Source organism: Thermodesulfovibrio sp. TK110 (assembly GCF_054658355.1).
Map to the genome: position 1 here is coordinate 1,154,252 of NZ_BAAHNB010000001.1, position 17,206 is coordinate 1,171,457.

General features: G+C 35.6%; 11 protein-coding genes and 1 other RNA gene. 3 read left to right on the top strand and 9 right to left on the bottom strand.

Annotated elements, in window-relative coordinates; translation table 11 throughout:
- Window positions 1-62 precede the first annotated feature (62 nt).
- Window positions 63-1,622 (top strand): glycoside hydrolase family 3 protein, encoded by a 1,560-nt coding sequence (locus ACYQ3X_RS05995; RefSeq protein ID WP_460180909.1) that lies wholly within the window; start codon window positions 63-65, stop codon window positions 1,620-1,622.
- A complete protein-coding gene (locus tag ACYQ3X_RS06000) occupies window positions 1,615-2,841 on the top strand; it encodes an AmpG family muropeptide MFS transporter (RefSeq protein ID WP_460180910.1) in 1,227 nt (408 codons plus the stop codon). The genes ACYQ3X_RS05995 and ACYQ3X_RS06000 overlap by 8 nt, the downstream gene beginning before the upstream one ends.
- A gap of 18 nt (window positions 2,842-2,859) precedes the next feature.
- On the opposite strand, the gene ACYQ3X_RS06005 is transcribed toward ACYQ3X_RS06000, so the two are convergent.
- From ACYQ3X_RS06005 to ssrS, 7 genes are all read right to left on the bottom strand, one after another.
- Window positions 2,860-3,930: an ATP-binding response regulator gene (locus ACYQ3X_RS06005; protein ID WP_460180911.1), complete on the bottom strand. Its 1,071-nt coding sequence runs from the start codon at window positions 3,928-3,930 to the stop codon at window positions 2,860-2,862.
- Window positions 3,927-4,295 (bottom strand): response regulator, encoded by a 369-nt coding sequence (locus tag ACYQ3X_RS06010; protein ID WP_460180912.1) that lies wholly within the window; start codon window positions 4,293-4,295, stop codon window positions 3,927-3,929. Before ACYQ3X_RS06010 ends, ACYQ3X_RS06005 begins: the two co-directional genes overlap by 4 nt.
- A gap of 61 nt (window positions 4,296-4,356) precedes the next feature.
- Complete coding sequence (locus ACYQ3X_RS06015; RefSeq protein ID WP_460180913.1) at window positions 4,357-7,023, bottom strand: ATP-binding response regulator; 2,667 nt, start codon at window positions 7,021-7,023, stop codon at window positions 4,357-4,359.
- On the bottom strand, window positions 7,023-7,460 hold the full coding sequence (locus ACYQ3X_RS06020; protein WP_460180914.1) for a multiheme c-type cytochrome: 438 nt from the start codon (window positions 7,458-7,460) through the stop codon (window positions 7,023-7,025). Before ACYQ3X_RS06020 ends, ACYQ3X_RS06015 begins: the two co-directional genes overlap by 1 nt.
- A 38-nt stretch (window positions 7,461-7,498) precedes the next feature.
- Window positions 7,499-8,296: a TIGR00282 family metallophosphoesterase gene (locus tag ACYQ3X_RS06025; protein WP_460180915.1), complete on the bottom strand. Its 798-nt coding sequence runs from the start codon at window positions 8,294-8,296 to the stop codon at window positions 7,499-7,501.
- Complete coding sequence (rny, locus tag ACYQ3X_RS06030; protein ID WP_460180916.1) at window positions 8,286-9,845, bottom strand: ribonuclease Y; 1,560 nt, start codon at window positions 9,843-9,845, stop codon at window positions 8,286-8,288. Before rny ends, ACYQ3X_RS06025 begins: the two co-directional genes overlap by 11 nt.
- 143 nt (window positions 9,846-9,988) lie before the next feature.
- Window positions 9,989-10,165: non-coding RNA, 6S RNA (gene ssrS / locus ACYQ3X_RS06035), on the bottom strand.
- Between the two features lie 90 nt (window positions 10,166-10,255).
- Here ssrS and ACYQ3X_RS06040 point away from each other — a divergent pair.
- The gene (locus tag ACYQ3X_RS06040) at window positions 10,256-12,607 is read left to right on the top strand and encodes a DNA-directed DNA polymerase (protein ID WP_460180917.1); all 2,352 of its coding nucleotides are present in this window, start codon (window positions 10,256-10,258) and stop codon (window positions 12,605-12,607) included.
- Here ACYQ3X_RS06040 and ACYQ3X_RS06045 read toward each other — a convergent pair.
- Window positions 12,599-13,093: a Mut7-C RNAse domain-containing protein gene (locus ACYQ3X_RS06045; RefSeq protein ID WP_460180918.1), complete on the bottom strand. Its 495-nt coding sequence runs from the start codon at window positions 13,091-13,093 to the stop codon at window positions 12,599-12,601. The genes ACYQ3X_RS06040 and ACYQ3X_RS06045 overlap by 9 nt on opposite strands.
- The gene (gene rpoC / locus ACYQ3X_RS06050; protein WP_460180919.1) at window positions 13,068-17,183 is read right to left on the bottom strand and encodes a DNA-directed RNA polymerase subunit beta'; all 4,116 of its coding nucleotides are present in this window, start codon (window positions 17,181-17,183) and stop codon (window positions 13,068-13,070) included. The genes ACYQ3X_RS06045 and rpoC overlap by 26 nt, the downstream gene beginning before the upstream one ends.
- Window positions 17,184-17,206 lie beyond the last annotated feature (23 nt).

A 17,206-nucleotide genomic window follows, 5' to 3' on the forward strand; every position in this document is an offset into this window, starting at 1 on the left:
AGATTGGTAATTGAATCTTTAATCATCTTTAATTCATAATATGCAATTGTATGAATAATTTAATGAATTTAGTCATAGCAAGACTTGACGGGGATAAAATCAATGATTCCCAATACAGGCATTATATTGAAAAACTTGTCAAAGATGGAATTGGTGGATTTGTAGTATTTGGAGGAGACTATGAGGAAATAAAAAACTTCATTGCCCATCTTCAAAGCATGGCGTTAAAGCCTCTCATAGTTGCTTCTGACATTGAAAGAGGAGTTGGACAGCAAATAAAAGGTGGAAAATTGATTCCTTCTCAGATGGGAATTGCAGCAGGATTTGACTTAACTAAAGATAAAGCCTGGCTTGAAGCATTGTATTCAATAGTGATAAAAGAGGCACTGGATGTGGGAATAAATCTTGCACTTATTCCTGTGATGGATGTGAATACAGAGCCTGATAATCCAATAATTTGCACGAGAGCTTTTTCAGATAATTCTGAAGTTGTTTCAAAATATGGCAGTTTCTCTATAAAATTCTTTGAATCTCATGGATTATTAACATGTGCAAAACACTTTCCAGGTCATGGCGCAACACAAACAGACTCTCATCTTGCTTTGCCCTATATTGGAGATAACATTGAGACACACCTTAAACCCTTTGAAGAAGCAATTAAAGCTAAGGTTTCTTCAATTATGGTAGGGCATATAGTTGCATTTGATACAAAGCCTGCATCACTTTCAGAAAAAACAATTAATGAACTACTTAAACAGAAACTCGGATTTAAAGGAGCAGTTATTACAGATGCAATGAATATGAAAGCTTTAATGGAATATAAAAATCCTCATGTTCTTGCTTTTATAGCAGGAGCAGATATAATTCTACATCCTCAGGATCCATATGCTGCTTGGGAAGAAATAAAAACAGCATATAAACAGGGGGTGATTACTGATATAAGAATAAAAGATGCTCAAAGAAGAATTAGCAGATTAAGAAAAAAGATAAAGAGGAAACTCCCTATTGGGGTCCCCAAAAAATCTACGATTAGGGTACCCCAAAAAGTCTTTGACTTTTTGGGGACCCCGTTTGGGGGTGCCCCTATTGTTAATGATGAAAACATTTCTTTAATTCACAGGGCATTTAAAAAAACTGTTACTGTTATAAAAAATGAAATAGACAGTTTAAATTCCAGGCAAATCATTCCCTATCTTGTAGGAACCTATACTGAGGAGATTAAAAAGACATTTCAGAGTTATTTTGGTTTTGCCTTTGACTTAAAGGATTATAAACCATCAAATGCAATACCTTTAATTGCAGCATTCACAAACATCAAAGCAGCAGGAAGGGAATACTTATTAAAGGAAAATCAGAATACAATGATTAGGAAAATTATATCAAATAATGAAACAGTTGTTGTCTCGTTTGGTAATCCCTATGTTTTAAGACCTTTTAAAAAAGCAAAAGCAATAATCGCTGTTTATGATTCCCATGAACTTGCTGTGCTTGCTTTTCTTGATGCATTCAGTGAAGGTTTTAAAACCAGTGGGGGTCGCCCCACGAGTCCCCAAAAAGTCTATGACTTTTTGGGGTGCTCCAGTGGTAGACTACCTGTAAAAATTGAATGGATTGATGAATAAACGCTCAAAAGATATAGCAGTTGTAACAGTTCTTGGATTTGCTTCAGGACTTCCTTTTCCTCTCATAAGTGGAACACTTCAGGCATGGCTTACCACTGAAGGAATTGATATAAAAACAATTAGCTTTTTAACAATACTCACATTTCCATATAGTTTTAAGTTTCTATGGTCTGCCTTATTTGACAGATTCAGCATTGCAGGACTTGGAAGAAGGCGTGGATGGATTATTATTTGCCAGATTTTGATTTTAGTTGGAGTGTTTCTAATGATAGCATTCACTCCAGAGCATCTTTTAATTTTCAGTATAATGGCAGCAATGGTTGCATTTTTCTCCGCATCTCAGGACATCTCAATAGATGCTTACAGAACAGAAATCCTAAGAGCAGAAGACAGAGGAATTGGTGCATCTTTTGCAGTAACTGCATATAGAATTGCATTAATTGTTGGAGGAGGTCTTTGCCTTTTAGTTGCAGATCACCTTGGATGGCAGATGGCTTTGACAATAGTAAGTTCACTGTTAATTTTTGGAATAATTACAACTCTGTGGGCAGATGAACCAGATAATATAAAAAAACCAGCTACATTGAAAGAGTCATTTATTGAACCTTTCAGGGATTTAATACAAAGAGAAAAAAGCTTTATTTTGCTGTTATCAATTGTTCTATATAAAATTGGCGATGCCTATGCAACTTCACTGAGTACAGCATTTTTTATAAGAGGTGTTGGATTTTCTCTCACTGAGGTAGGAACAGTTAATAAAATTGGCGGACTTATTTCAGCAATTGCTGGTTCAATAATAGGTGGTTTTTTGCTTAGAAAAATAAGTCTTTATAAAGCATTAATTTCATTTGGAATACTTCAGGCAGCATCAAATCTCATGTTTATGGCTCTATCAATAGCAGGCAAAAACTTTATTTTATTTGTGTTAACAGTAATCATTGAAAACTTTACTGGTGGTATGGGAACAACAGCATTTTTAGCTCTTTTAATGGGATTGTGCAATCGCAGTTTTGCTGCAACACAGTATGCTCTTCTTTCATCCCTTGCATCTGCTGGAAGAGTAATCATAAGTCCAACAGCTGGTTTTGTTGTGGAAACCATTGGCTGGACAGCTTTTTATTTTCTAACCTTCCTTGTAGCAATTCCAGGAATTTTTTTAATTATTTTTTTAAAGAATGAGATTTTTCTATACGCTCAGAATGATAAAAAAATGAGATAAGCCTATGTTGGTTGTTTATTACCTTCCTTTAACAGGTATTTTTATTATAAATGTGCTGCCTTTTCCTGGTTCACTCTCAACAGATATAAAACCTCTGTAATACTGAATAATCGTAAGAGCCACTGTAAGTCCAAGACCTGGACCATATATTTTTGATGTGAAGAAGGGATCAAAAATCCTTTTAATCAGCTCTTTAGGGATTCCTTTACCTGTATCAGAAATCTTTATCAATATCTCATTGCCAGCCTGTTCAAGAGAAATCCTTAATAATCGCTTTTCTGACTTTTCCATTGCTTCTATGGCATTCTTTATTATATTGCGGAGGACAATTTTTAAATGTTCTTTATCTATATAAACATTTGCTACATCCCTGAAATCTGTTTCCACTTCAACTATTTTATCCTCTATTTCTCTACCAAATTCACCTAAAACCTCTTCTATAGCAACTTTTGGATCAACATTTTCCATAAAGCCAATTGCTATCATTTTTAGATTCAGAATTTCTCTTAAAAGCCTTTCCAGTCTTTCTGACTCCTGAAGTATGGTCATCAGATAGGGTTTATTTGGATCACCTGGAGGAAGATTGTCATATACTTTTTTGGCAAATCCTGCAATACTTACAATAGGATTTCTTATTTCATGCGAGAGACTGTCAATAAGTTTTCTTACTGCTTCTGTTCTTTTTTCTTCAATAGCTTTTTCAGAAGTCTCTTTTCTGGCAAGTAAAGAACGGATTCTTGCTGATAGTTCCCTGTAATCAAATGGTTTAGGTACATAATCATCTGCACCAATATCAAATCCTTTAACTTTGCTTTCCACATCAGTTTTAGCTGTAAGCATAATTACTGGAATAAACATAGTTTTTTCATCAGTTTTAAGTCTCTGACAGACCTCATATCCATCCATCTTTGGCATCATAACATCAAGAACTATCAGATCAGGAAAGCTTTCATATACCTTTTTTAAAGCTTCCTCACCATCATAGGCTTCTTCTGTATTGTAACCTTCTGCTCTTAATCTCTTTCTTAAAAGTTCCACAGTATCTATATTGTCATCAACAATTAAAATAGTTTGCTTCTGCTCTTTCATTTTTCCTTCAGATACATCTTTATTTGCTCAGGAAACTCTCTTACATTAATAGGTTTTGCAATATAACCATCACATCCAGCCTCCAGTGCCTTTTCCTGATCACCTCTCATTGCATGAGCAGTAAAAGCTATTATCGGAGTGTCTTTAAAATCAATTCTTGATTTAAGCCTTCTTGTGACTTCATAACCATCTATCTTTGGAATTGATATGTCCATAAGTATAAGGTCTGGTCTGTATGCTATAGCCTTAGCTAAAGCATCTTCGCCATCTACTGCTTCAATTATCTCAAACCCTTGTTTTTTCAAAATCTTTTTTACAAGCTCTCTTGAATCCTCATTATCGTCAACAACAAGAATTGTTTTCACATTAACCTCCTCCTACTACTTCGGTGATTCAACACCCTTTGGGTGATTCAAAGTTCAAGGTTCAAAGTTTATTTAAACTATTTTTCAGTTCTGTTATAAGTTCTTCTTCTGAAAAGAGATTCTTGTTTATTATTTCCTTTATTCTACCATTGAGAGCCTGTTTTTCTTCATCTGTTAATTCTTTATTTGTAAGAGCAATGATTGGCACTTCCTTTAATTCAGAAGATCCCTTTATAAAATCAAGAAAATCAAAGGCACTGCTGTCAGGATCTGTGATATTAACTATCAAAAGGTCTGGTTTCTGAAGTTTAACAAGGTTTATGGCTTCTTTGCTGTCTCTGGTAGCTGTAATATCATAGCCTGTTTCTTTTAGAATGCTAATCAAATCTTTTGAAGTTCTCTCATCTCTTTCAAGAACAAAAACTCGTCTCACAGGACGATATGCTTCAATTGATTTTATTTTTTTAAGTAGAGAATGCCCATCAAGAGGTTTTACAAAATAATCTGCTGCTCCAAGGCTGAATGCCAGTGTTTTATTGTCTATTATTGAAACAATAATTACAGGAATATCCTTTGTTTCTTCATTCTGTTTCAGCTCCTTTAAAACCTGCCAGCCGTCTTTCTTTGGCATCATTATGTCAAGAGTTATCGCAACTGGTTTAATTTCTTTTACCTTATTAACTGCTTCCTCACTACTGAGAATTCCTATAACTTTATAGTCCTTTTCAAGATATTTTCTAATTAAATCAATTGCATCAGGATTGTCATCAATGGCAACCACAACTTTTTCTTTTTCCGATGGTTTAGTCTCTATCATTACTGGCTCTTTATGTAAAACAAGATCACGAACAACCTCACAAATTCTGCAGGCTTCAACTTTTTCTGGCCATGAAGCTATTTTCATACCTTTACAATGAGTTCCAAGAACAAGCCAGCAACGCTTTTCAGGAGAACCATATTCAGGGCAGTTTACATGCCCGCATTGAGTATAATCCCAGCATCTTACTGATTTGCCTTCATAAGTGGGCTCCTGCAGAAAAACTTCCTTTGGAACTTCAAAATACTGAGCCAGAGCCTCAGCCATTTTCTCTTCTATAACAGGACCTGGAATTTCAAAAACTTCCTTTTTAAAAGGTAAAAGAACATAGAAAGTGCTTCCTTTTCCTACTTCGCTTTCAGCCCAGACCATTCCCTTATGAAGTGCCACAAGTCCTCTTACAATGCTCAGACCAAGACCTGTTCCCTCATATTGTCTTGTGGTAGATACATCAGCCTGGGCAAATTTATCAAAGATTTTGTCAAGGTCTTCTTTTTTAATACCAATTCCTGTATCAGCTACGGAGATCTCAACAAACTGCGGATTTCCCTGTCTATCTAATCCCTTTTCTGAAATTCTTGCTCTTAGTGTTATACCACCCTGATGTGTAAATTTGACAGCATTAGATATTAAATTTATAAGAATCTGTTTAGTTTTATCCTCATCAACATAGAGTTTTTCTGCTCCATCCTCTATATTCATAAAAAAGCTCAATCCTTTTTTAGCTATCAATGGTTCAAAACTAACCATAATGCTCTCAATTAATGCTCTCAAATCAACTTCCTTTGGTTTTAATTCAATCTTTCCTGATTCAATTTTTGAAATATCAAGAACATCATTTATCAATTGCAATAAATGTCTTGCGTTTGCAGCCACTTTTTTCAATGAAGCTTTCTGGTCCTCATTCAATGGACCGTCAACTTCATCAAGTAATAAATCTGTATATCCAATTATTGCATTCATTGGTGTTCTCAGTTCATGAGACATATTGGCTATAAAAGCAGATTTAAGAGTATCAAGCTCTTTTAATTGTTTATTTGCTTTCTGAAGCAATGCCACAAGCTCATCTCTCTCTTCAAGAAGTTTTGCTCTGCGTGTAAGTTCTTTTTCCAGTTCCATCTTTGATTTGGCTACTTCATTAACCATGTAATTGAATGTTTCACATAGACTTCCTATTTCATCCTTTGGATAGTTTACAATGGTAACCATCTCACCTTTTGCAAATTTGTGAGTGGCTTCAACTAAATTATTAAGAGGATTTTTAATCAACTTCTTCACCAATAAATTAACAGTAATTACAGCAAAAACAAATGCAAATATTGTGAGAATTAATGATCTTCTCATCTGGTATATGACAGTTTTATATACATCCTCCACATCTGTTTTCATTACCATAGCACCTAAAATTTTTCTTGAAGAACCATGACAGTGAAAGCATTCTGGTGAGTTTTTTATTGAAAAAATGGAGATTAAATTTCTTTTACCCTGAACTTTAAAAACTTTTGAAAAAACAGCCTCATTTTGCTCTTCTTTGAGAGATTTATTAATGCTTTTAGAAAAATCTTCGTTATCAATTACATAATCAATTTTCTTATTTATGCTTTTTTTATCCGTTGAAAAGGAAATCAGTTTATTAATGTCGCATAAATAAACATCTATTTTTTCGTATTTATTTCCAATTTCTTCAAGGTCTCTATGAATTGTTTCACTGTCTCCAACTGTAAGAGGATGTTTTATGGTTGCAAAAATCGTATCCATTACTTCTTTACTTCCTGCTTCTGCTATTTTAAGCCTGTCTGGCAGTCCAAAATAAATTCTGAAACTTATTTCAATGAACATGACTAAAAATAATATACCTACAAAGGCAACTAATAACTTATTTCCAATTTTTCTGGCTATAAAATCAAACATCAATGAGCTCCTCCATAAAGAAGAGGTTTAAATCTAAAGGCTCTGATTCTTTCCTCAGTATGACAGGATTCACAGATCTGGAGATTGATCTTTCTCTTAATAAATTCAGGATTTTTTGTCTCTGCGTGTTTCTTACCAGGACCGTGGCATACTTCACAACCTGTATTTTTAAGGTATGGTGTTTTTTCTATTGAAACAAATCCACCTTTTTTACCATATCCTGTTGTATGACATTGAAAACAGCTTTTCAACTCTTCTTGCGTAAGTTTATTCTTCATTTTTTCAATTGCATCAAAGGAACGGGACATTCTTGAATACTTTATAAAATTTTCATATTGCTTGATGTGGCATTTTTTACAAACTTCTGTTCCTACATACTCAGAAAATACAATGCTGGGAAAAATCAAGATCAAGATAGAGATGATTAAATTTTTCATAATTTAAGATTATCAAAAACAAAGAAAATTGTAAACTGCTACTGTCTTAATTTTAATCTTATAATGCTTTTTGCAGTTGCTGTGGCTTTATCAACCTTAACTACAACAGCAGAAAATATTGATGAAGTGGAAGGAACATCAAATTTTTTAGGCATCTGAGTTAGAAATTTATCTATAACTTCATCTTTCTTAAACCCTATTACAGAGTCTTCAGGACCTGTCATCCCAACATCAGTAATATAAGCAGTGCCTTCTGGAAGTATTCTTTCATCTGCAGTCTGAACATGGGTATGAGTTCCAATTATAGCACTTACTTTGCCATCAAAATAGTAGGCAAAGGCTATTTTTTCAGAGGTTGCCTCTGCATGAAAATCTATAAAAATGAATTTTGTTTGCTCTTTGATTCGCTTTATTTCTTCTTCTGTGCTTCTAAATGGACAATCAAGTAAATTCATAAACACTCTTCCTGAAACATTTATTACAGCTATAACATTGTTTTTTCTTGTTTTTATTACAGCACTGCCAAATCCTGGAACACCCGGTGGATAGTTCAATGGTCTAAGGATTCTTGACTCTTTTGCAATATATGGAATAGCTTCTTTTTTATCCCATACATGGTTTCCTGTTGTGATTAAATCAATTCCATATGAAAAAAGCTCCTGTGCAACTTTCTCTGTTATACCAAATCCACCGGCAGAATTTTCTGCATTTGCAATTACAAATTCAATCTGATGCTCTTCCACAAGCCTGGGCAGTATCGTTTTTACAATTTGTCTGCCTGACTTACCAACTATATCACCGATAAAAAGAACATTCAATGTTTCATTATTTTGCATATTCTATGAATCTTGATTCTCTTATTACAGTTACCTTTATCTGTCCAGGATAGCTAAGTTCCTTTTCTATTCTCTTGCTTAACTCCTTTGCAATTAAAGCACACTCCTCATCTGAAACCATATCAGGTCTTACAATTAACCTGACTTCTCTTCCTGCCTGAATTGCATAGCAATTCTGAACTCCCTGAAAAGACATGGCAAGTTCCTCAAGTTTTGTGAGTCTCTTAATGTAGCTTTCTATTGTTTCTCTTCTTACTCCTGGACGGGCTGCTGAAAGAGCATCTGCTGCTGCAACCAATGCAGATTCAACACAACTGAACTCCACATCTTCGTGGTGGCTGAGAATCGCATTTATTACTTCTTCGCTTTCACCATATTTTCTTGCAAGCATTGCACCTATTTCCTGGTGAGAGCCTTCCATCTCATGATCCACTGCCTTTCCAATGTCATGTAAAAGTCCTGCTCTTTTTGCAAGTTTTACATTTACTCCAAGTTCACCTGCCATAATTCCACTGAGCCATGCAACTTCTTTTGAATGTTGCAAAACATTCTGTCCATAAGAGGTTCTGTATTTTAATCTGCCTATGAGTTTTATAATTTCAGGATGAATTCCGCTAAGTCCAAATTCAAATACTGCTTTTTCTCCTTCCTCTTTTATTGCTATGTCTACATCTCTTCGGGCTTTTTCCACTACCTCTTCTATCCTTGCTGGATGAATTCTACCATCCATAATTAACCTTTCAAGAGCTATCCGTGCAACCTCTCTTCTTATTGGATCAAACGATGAGAGAATAACAAGTTCTGGTGTATCATCAACAACGAGATCAACACCTGTAAGCGCTTCAAAAGCTCTAATGTTTCTTCCTTCTCTACCAATTATTCTTCCTTTCATCTCATCATTTGGAAGGCTTACTGCAGTAACAGTAGCATCAACAACATAATCACTTGCATATCTTTGAACAGCAAGGCTCAAAATTTCTTTTGCCTTTTTATCAGCTTCCTGCCTTGCTTCATCTTCTATTTTCTTGATGAGTCTTGCTGCCTCAAAACGAGCTTCCTGTTCTATTTTTCTGAAAAGCTCCTGTTTTGCTTCTTCTTCTTTCATCCCTGCTATTTTTTCAAGAAGTTGTTGTTGCTCAGAGATGAGTTTGTTATAGTAATTCTCCTTTTCCTGTAAGAGTTTCTCTTTTGAAACTATATCCTTTTCTCTTTTATTTAGTTCAATTTCTCTTTTTTCAGCCTGCTCAATTTTGCGGTCAAGAAGTTCTTCCTTCTGCCTCAGTCTTTTTTCTTGATAGCTAATTTCCTTTGTTTTTTCTTTTATTTCTTTTTCAGCTTCAAATTTTAATTGATATACAACTTCTTTTGCTGCAAGATGGGCTTCTTTTTTTACTGTTTCTGCCTCTTTTTTAGCATCTTCAAGAATTCTCTGCGCTTCTTCTTGAATTTTTATCTTTTCTTCTTTAAGTTTATTTTTATGGACAAGATAAACTACATATCCAGAGACTGCACCAATGAGAATTGCAATGAAAATGTATAAAAACTCCATCAGGATACCTCCGAAGAATATATTTTAAAGGCTTGCAAGGGGTTATGATGATGGAATAGAGATTAGCTATAAAATCTATTTAAACTCACATTAAAAATTTAAATAACTTTACATCTATCTAAAGTGGAACTCTCCACCATCATCATAACCCCGCCCTGCCGTGTGATAAGGAAAGTTAGATCCCCCTCAGACAAGTGGGTGCCTTCTAGGTAGGTTAGGCTTCCTCCGAAGAGGCATGCACACCGCTACCTACGCTGGCTCCCTAACGGATCTAACTGCCGGATCCCCTTTCCCTTCCATCACGAGCAGGGCAGGAAGCCTTTAATTATTTTATAACAAAAACTAATCAACATATGCAATCTTTATTTTTTGAATGTAAATCCTTAACTTTTTCAGGTATAATTAAAAAAATGCTATTTTATCTCATAGACATAGACGATTCTTCTGATGGGATTCTTCTCTTTGGAATAACAGAGAATGGGAAAAGAGAAAAATTTATTGATTCATCATATCGTCCTTATTTTTTAGTGCTTCCATCAGATAAAAAAAAGGCTCTTGAAGAAATTGAAAAAATCATTAAGGAGAATTCTCTTCCAGTTACAGAAATAGCTGAGGATAAAAAAATTTTTTATGGTCAGGAAAAGGAGTTCATCAAAATTTATACAAAAAGACATCAGGATTTACAAAAGGTAAGGGATGCAATAAAAGTTCTTGAAGCAAAAAGAGGTGGCTCAGGTTCAATAATTGATGAGTTTGAATATCAAATGGGTGCATACAGAGTGTATCTTGCAGAAAAGCAATTGTCATGTCTACAGTGGCTTGAAATTGAAACTCATGGCAATCAGGTTAAATCAATTAAAAAGGCTGATGCAGCTTCACCAAAACTTAAAATTCTTGCCTTTGACATGGAAGTTCTTGAAGTACAAAGAGGAACTCCATCTATTGTGATGATTTCCCTATTCGGAGAAGATCTATCCAAGGTAATTACATATCAGGAAGCAAAATACACTGTAGAGACAGCAGTTGTTAAAAATGAAAAAGAACTTATAAAAAGCTTTATTGAAACTCTCAGGGATTATGATCCTGATATAATTGTTGGATACAATACAGATTTGTATGACATGCCAATACTGAGAGAAAGAGCAAGACAACTTAAAGTGGACATTGGTATTCTTTCAAGGGATAACTCTGGAATAACTCTTTCAAAAAGAGCACGATTTACAACTGCAAGACTTATTGGAAGAGTTCACATTGACATATTTAATTTCGTCTTTAATATTCTCTCTCCTATGCTTCAGAGTGAACAGCTTACTTTAAAAAATGTCGCCCAGGAGCTGCTTGGAGATACAAAGCTTGATATGGAGTATGAAGATATTTTGCACGCATGGGATAAGGGACATGAGCTTGACAAACTTGCAAGATACTGCTTAAAAGATAGTGAGCTTGTTTATGAACTTACAAAAATGCTTTTACCTGATATTGAGGAACTAACAAGAATTACAGGGCAGTCTCTTTTTGACACATCAAGAATGCCATATAGCCAGCTTGTTGAATGGTATTACATTAAAAAGGCAAAACAACAAAACAGAGTGATTCCAAATCAACCAAAGTTTGATGAAATAAAAGAACGCCAGAAGACCACTTATGAGGGAGGATTTGTGAAAGAGCCAGAAGTAGGTCTTCATAAAGGAATTGCTGTTGTTGACTTTGCTTCTCTTTATCCATCAATAATTGCAACATACAATATATCAATTGATACTCTTAATTGCAGTTGCTGTAAAGACAGTGGATACAAAATTCCTGATTTTCCTTACTGGTTCTGTAAAAATAATAAAGGCTTTGAATCTCAGGCAGTGGAAGAACTTTTAATTGAAAGACTTGAACTAAAAAAACAATTAAAGAAACTTAACCCTGAGTCTCATGAATACATAGAGCTTGATACAAAACAAAGAGCACTGAAAACAATCATAAATGCATCATATGGTTACTATGCCTATCCTGCAAGCAGATGGTATTCAAAGGAATGTGCTGAAGCAATTACAGCTCTTGGAAGATACTGGATTAAAGAAGTCTTAAAAAAAGCTTCTGAGAAAGGCTTTCATGCCATATATGGAGATACGGATTCAGCATTTTTGAAAATTGACAATAAAAAGGCAGTTGAAGAATTTATTAAAGAAATAAATCAAAGTCTTCCAGGACTTATGAGGCTTGACCTTGAGGATTTCTATGTTAAAGGGCTTTTTGTTCCAAGAGAAGCAGGAGGTGTGGCAAAGAAAAGATATGCCCTGCTTGATGAAAAGGGGAAACTAAAAATAAGAGGTCTTGAAGTGGTAAGAAGAGACCTCTGTAGATATGCAAGAACTACCCAGCAGGAGATTCTTAAAATATGCCTTATTGAGGAAGATATTGCAAAAGCCTTTAAATATCTTGATGAAAGAGTTAAAGCATTACGGGAAGGCAACTATGATTTAAAAGACCTAATCGTTTACGAGCAGCTTTCAAAGCCTGTTTCAGAGTATAAATTAATATCTCCCCATGTAGTAGCTGCTAAGAGATTGCTTGAAAAAGAGATTCCAGTGGGGGAAGGAAGCGTGATAGGATATATAATTCAGAAAGGCGCTGGCTCAATAAGTGAAAGAGCATATCCAGTAGAGCTTGCTGATCCTGCAAAAATTGACATTGATTATTACATTGAAAATCAGGTTTTACCTACTGCAATGCGAATTTTGAAGGTTTTTAAAAAAGAAAGCAAATTATTTTAGAGTTTGCAAGATTTCTTTTTTCAGTTTATCAATCTTTTCCTTATGCGTTCCCTCCCAGTAAATCTTACCACAGGACTTGCATATAATAAATGCCTGGCTGGAAAATAAAACATAATCAGGTACTTCTCCTTTAATTTCCTCTTTTTTAATACTCTCAGTCTCTCCATTACAAACAGGACATCTTGGTTCAAGATCTAAAAGATTTAATTCAGGATAAAAAGAAAGCAAAACCTCTCTAATCTGCTCTTTAACTTCTTCTGATTGGATCAGTAAAACTTTTTTTAGTAACTTTGATTTAGCAAGAGCGTTATCTCTGGTTAAAAGCACTCTGTCTTCCTGTAAAGAGAGCTTTATCAGCTGGCTATCTTTAAAATCATTCCTGTATAATGTATCAAAACCAAAAAGCCTGAGCCAGCGGCTCAGGCTTCCAAGCATTACATCTGCTATAAAACGAGGTAAATCAGTTTTCTTCAAGTTCTTCTTCACTTGTGTGTTCTATCTGCATACTGTAAAACTCACCTTTAATCAATGTATCTTTATACACTGGAGAGCCTGTTCCAGCAGGAATAATTCTTCCCATTATGACATTTTCCTTTAGTCCTCTCAACTCATCAATCCTTGCCTCAATTGCTGCGTCAGTAAGAACCCTGGTAGTTTCCTGGAATGAAGCTGCTGATACCCATGATTCAGTTGAAAGAGCTGCTTTTGTAATTCCCAATAAAAGTGGTCTTGCCTGAGCAGGTCTGCCTCCACGAGCTATGACTTTTTCATTTTCCTCCATAAATGTGATTCTATCAACCTCATCACCTATAAGAAAAGATGTATCTCCGGGGTCTTCTATCCTTACCTTTTTCATCATCTGCCTTACAATCACCTCAATGTGCTTGTCATGTATTGAAACACCCTGAAGTCTATATACTTTCTGAATTTCATCCACAAGATATCTCTGAAGTTCTGTAGGACCCAGGATCTCAAGTATACTATGAGGATTAATAGAGCCATCAATTAATGGCTCGCCTGCTTTAACCCAGTCTCCATCGTGAACTATTACATGTTTACCTTTTGGAATAAGATATTCTCTTGTTTCATCTGCTCCTCTTACAACTATAACTCTTGAGCCTTTCTGACTTCCCTTAAATTCCACTATACCATCTATTTCACTTACAATTGCTGCTTCTCTGGGTCTTCTTGCTTCAAAGAGTTCTGCTACTCTTGGCAGTCCTCCTGTTATATCCTTTGTTTTAATTGTTTCTCTTGGAATTTTTGCAAGGATATCTCCTGGCTCTACTATATCTCCTTTGTCAACTACTAAAATTGCTCCTGCTGGAAGAAGATACCTTGCAGGCGTTCCTGAGGGAAGCTTGGCTGTTTTTCCATCTTTATCTTTTATCGTGACACGAGGTCTGTAAGTTGCTGGATAATCAATTACTATTTTGTGAGAAAGACCTGTAGTAGGGTCTGTTTCTTCTTTAAATGTTACCCCCTCTAACATGTCACCAAGAGCTATCTTACCTCCGATTTCAGTAATAATTGGCGTTGTATAGGCATCCCACTCAGCCAGTCTTTGCCCTGCTTCAACCATCTGTCCTTCTTTAACAATAATTTTAGCACCGTATACGAGATTATATTTTTCTCGTTCCCTTCCTGAGGCATCTATGATAGCAATCATAGCATTTCTATTAAGAACAACCAGTGAGCCATCTTTTCTTTCTACATAATGAATATTTTTAAATACCACTGTTCCTGAAGTTTTGGCTTCAAGAACAGCCTGTTCAACTATTTTTGTTGCTGCTCCACCTATATGGAAGGTTCTCATTGTAAGCTGGGTACCTGGTTCTCCAATAGACTGTGCAGCAATAACTCCAATTGCCTCACCTATTTCAACAGGTTCACTCCTTGCAAGGTCCATTCCATAACACTTTGAGCAAACACCAAATTTTGTTCTACAAGTGAGAACTGAGCGAATTTTTACTCTATCAACTCCTGCATCTACAATTTTCTTTGCTACCATCTGATCTATTAAACTGTCTCTTTTTGCAATTATTTCACCTGTCAGAGGATCCTTAACATCTTCTGCCAGTGTTCTACCATATATTCTCTCTTCAAGGGGCATTACTATTTCGCCACCTTCTACCAAAGCAGTGATATATATTCCTTCTTTTGTTCCACAATCATGTTCTGTAAGGAATATGTCCTGAGCAACATCAACAAGCCTTCTTGTTAGATAACCAGCATTTGCTGTTTTCAGTGCTGTATCTGCCAGGCCTTTTCTTGCACCATGTGTGGAGATAAAGTATTGTAAGGGAGTGAGTCCTTCTCTGAAATTGGCTGTAATTGGCGTTTCTATAATTTCACCTGAAGGTTTTGCCATAAGTCCTCTCATACCAGCAAGTTGCCTTATCTGTGCAATACTACCACGAGCACCAGAATCAGCCATCATGAAAATACTATTAAATGACCTTCTTTCAGCAAGCTCTTCTGGAGTAAACTCTTTGCCTTTTTCTGCTCCCAGCTCTTTCATCATCTCATCAGCAACTTTTTCTGTAACATTTGCCCATATGTCTATAACTTTGTTATATCTTTCACCCTGCGTAATCAATCCTTCAGCATACTGTTTCTGGACTTCCATTACCTGAGCTTCTGCCTCTTTAATCAACTCTGCTTTCTTTGAAGGGATGTGCATATCATCAATACATATAGAAATTCCTGATTGCGTGGCGACTTCAAATCCTAATTTTTCAAGCTTATTCAAAAATAAAACCGTATCCCTTTTGCCAAAATTATAGTGAATATATTCAATTAGCTTTCCAAGTTCTTTTTTTGTTAACTCTTTATTAATCATCTGGAAAGGAACACCCTCTGGCACAATCTCTCTAAAAAGAATTCTTCCTACGGTAGTTTCAACAAGCTTTCCATTCAATTTGACTTTTATTGGAGCATGCTTTTCCACTGCTTTACTCTGATAAGCGAGAATAACTTCTTCAGGATCGGAAAAAACTTTACCAGCGCCTTTTGCTGCCTTCTTTTCCTTTGTAAGATAATAAATTCCTAATACCATATCCTGAGTTGGCACAACAATAGGTTTACCATTTGCAGGAGAAAGTAAATTTCCTACTGACATCATTAAAACTCTTGCTTCAATTTGAGCTTCATATGAAAGAGGAACATGAACAGCCATCTGGTCACCATCAAAATCTGCATTGAAAGCTGTACATACAAGAGGATGAAGCTTAATTGCCTTTCCTTCTACAAGAACAGGATCAAAAGCCTGAATGCCAAGTCTGTGAAGAGTTGGAGCTCTGTTTAAAAGCACAGGATGTTCCTGAATCACCTCTTCCAGAGCATCCCACACTTCAGGCTTTTCTTGCTCAACAAGTCTTTTTGCCTGTTTTATTGTGGTTGCATAACCCTTTTCTTCAAGTTTATTGAAAACAAATGGTTTAAAAAGCTCAAGAGCCATTGTTTTTGGCAATCCGCATTGATGCATATCAAGTTCAGGACCCACAACAATTACTGATCTACCAGAATAATCAACTCTTTTACCAAGAAGGTTCTGCCTGAATCTTCCCTGTTTCCCTTTTATCATATCACTTAAGGATTTAAGAGGCCTGCGGGTGCCTGCTTTCAAAGCTTTTGAACGCTTGGTGTTGTCAAAAAGTGTATCCACTGCTTCCTGAAGCATTCTCTTCTCATTTCTTATAATTACACTGGGAGCTTTAAGCTCCATCAATCTTTTTAATCTGTTATTTCTATTTATAACTCTTCTATAAAGATCATTTAAATCTGAAGAGGCAAATCTTCCACCATCAAGAGGCACCAGTGGTCTTAGCTCTGGAGGAAGCACTGGAATAATGTCAAGAACCATCCATTCAGGGCGATTACCTGAATTTTTAAAAGCTTCAACAACTTTGAGTCTTTTTGTAAGTTTTCTCTTAATTCCTGTGGATGTGGCAGTTTCTATCTTTTCTTTAAGTTCCTTTGCAAGGGCATCAAGATCAATTTTTTTAAGAAGTTCTCTGATAGCTTCTGCTCCCATTCCAGCTTTGAATTTGCTGCCATATTGGGAAACATACTTTTTGTATTCCTCTTCAGTGAGAATATCCTTTTCCTTTAAAGGCGTGTCTCCAGGATCTACAACAATGTAGTCTTCATAGTAAATAACTCTTTCAAGCTGCCTGACAGAAAGGTCAAGCAACAGTCCCATTTTGCTTGGAACGCCTCTGACAAACCATATATGCGCTACAGGAGCAGCAAGTTCAATATGTCCCATTCTTTCTCTTCTTACCTTACTCTGAATTACTTCAACTCCGCATTTGTCACATATAACACCTTTATGCTTCATTCGTTTGTATTTGCCACAAAGACATTCCCAGTCTTTTATAGGACCGAAAATTTTAGCACAGAAAAGTCCTTCAGGTTCTGGTTTAAATGTTCTATAATTAATAGTTTCAGGCTTCTTTACCTCTCCATAAGACCATTCCCTTATTTTTTCTGGTGAGGCAAGCTTTATCCTTATTGCATCAAAATCTCTTGGATTTTTAGGTTTTTGAAAAAGTGAATAAATATCTTCTGTCAAGGTTTATACCCCCTTTAAATTAA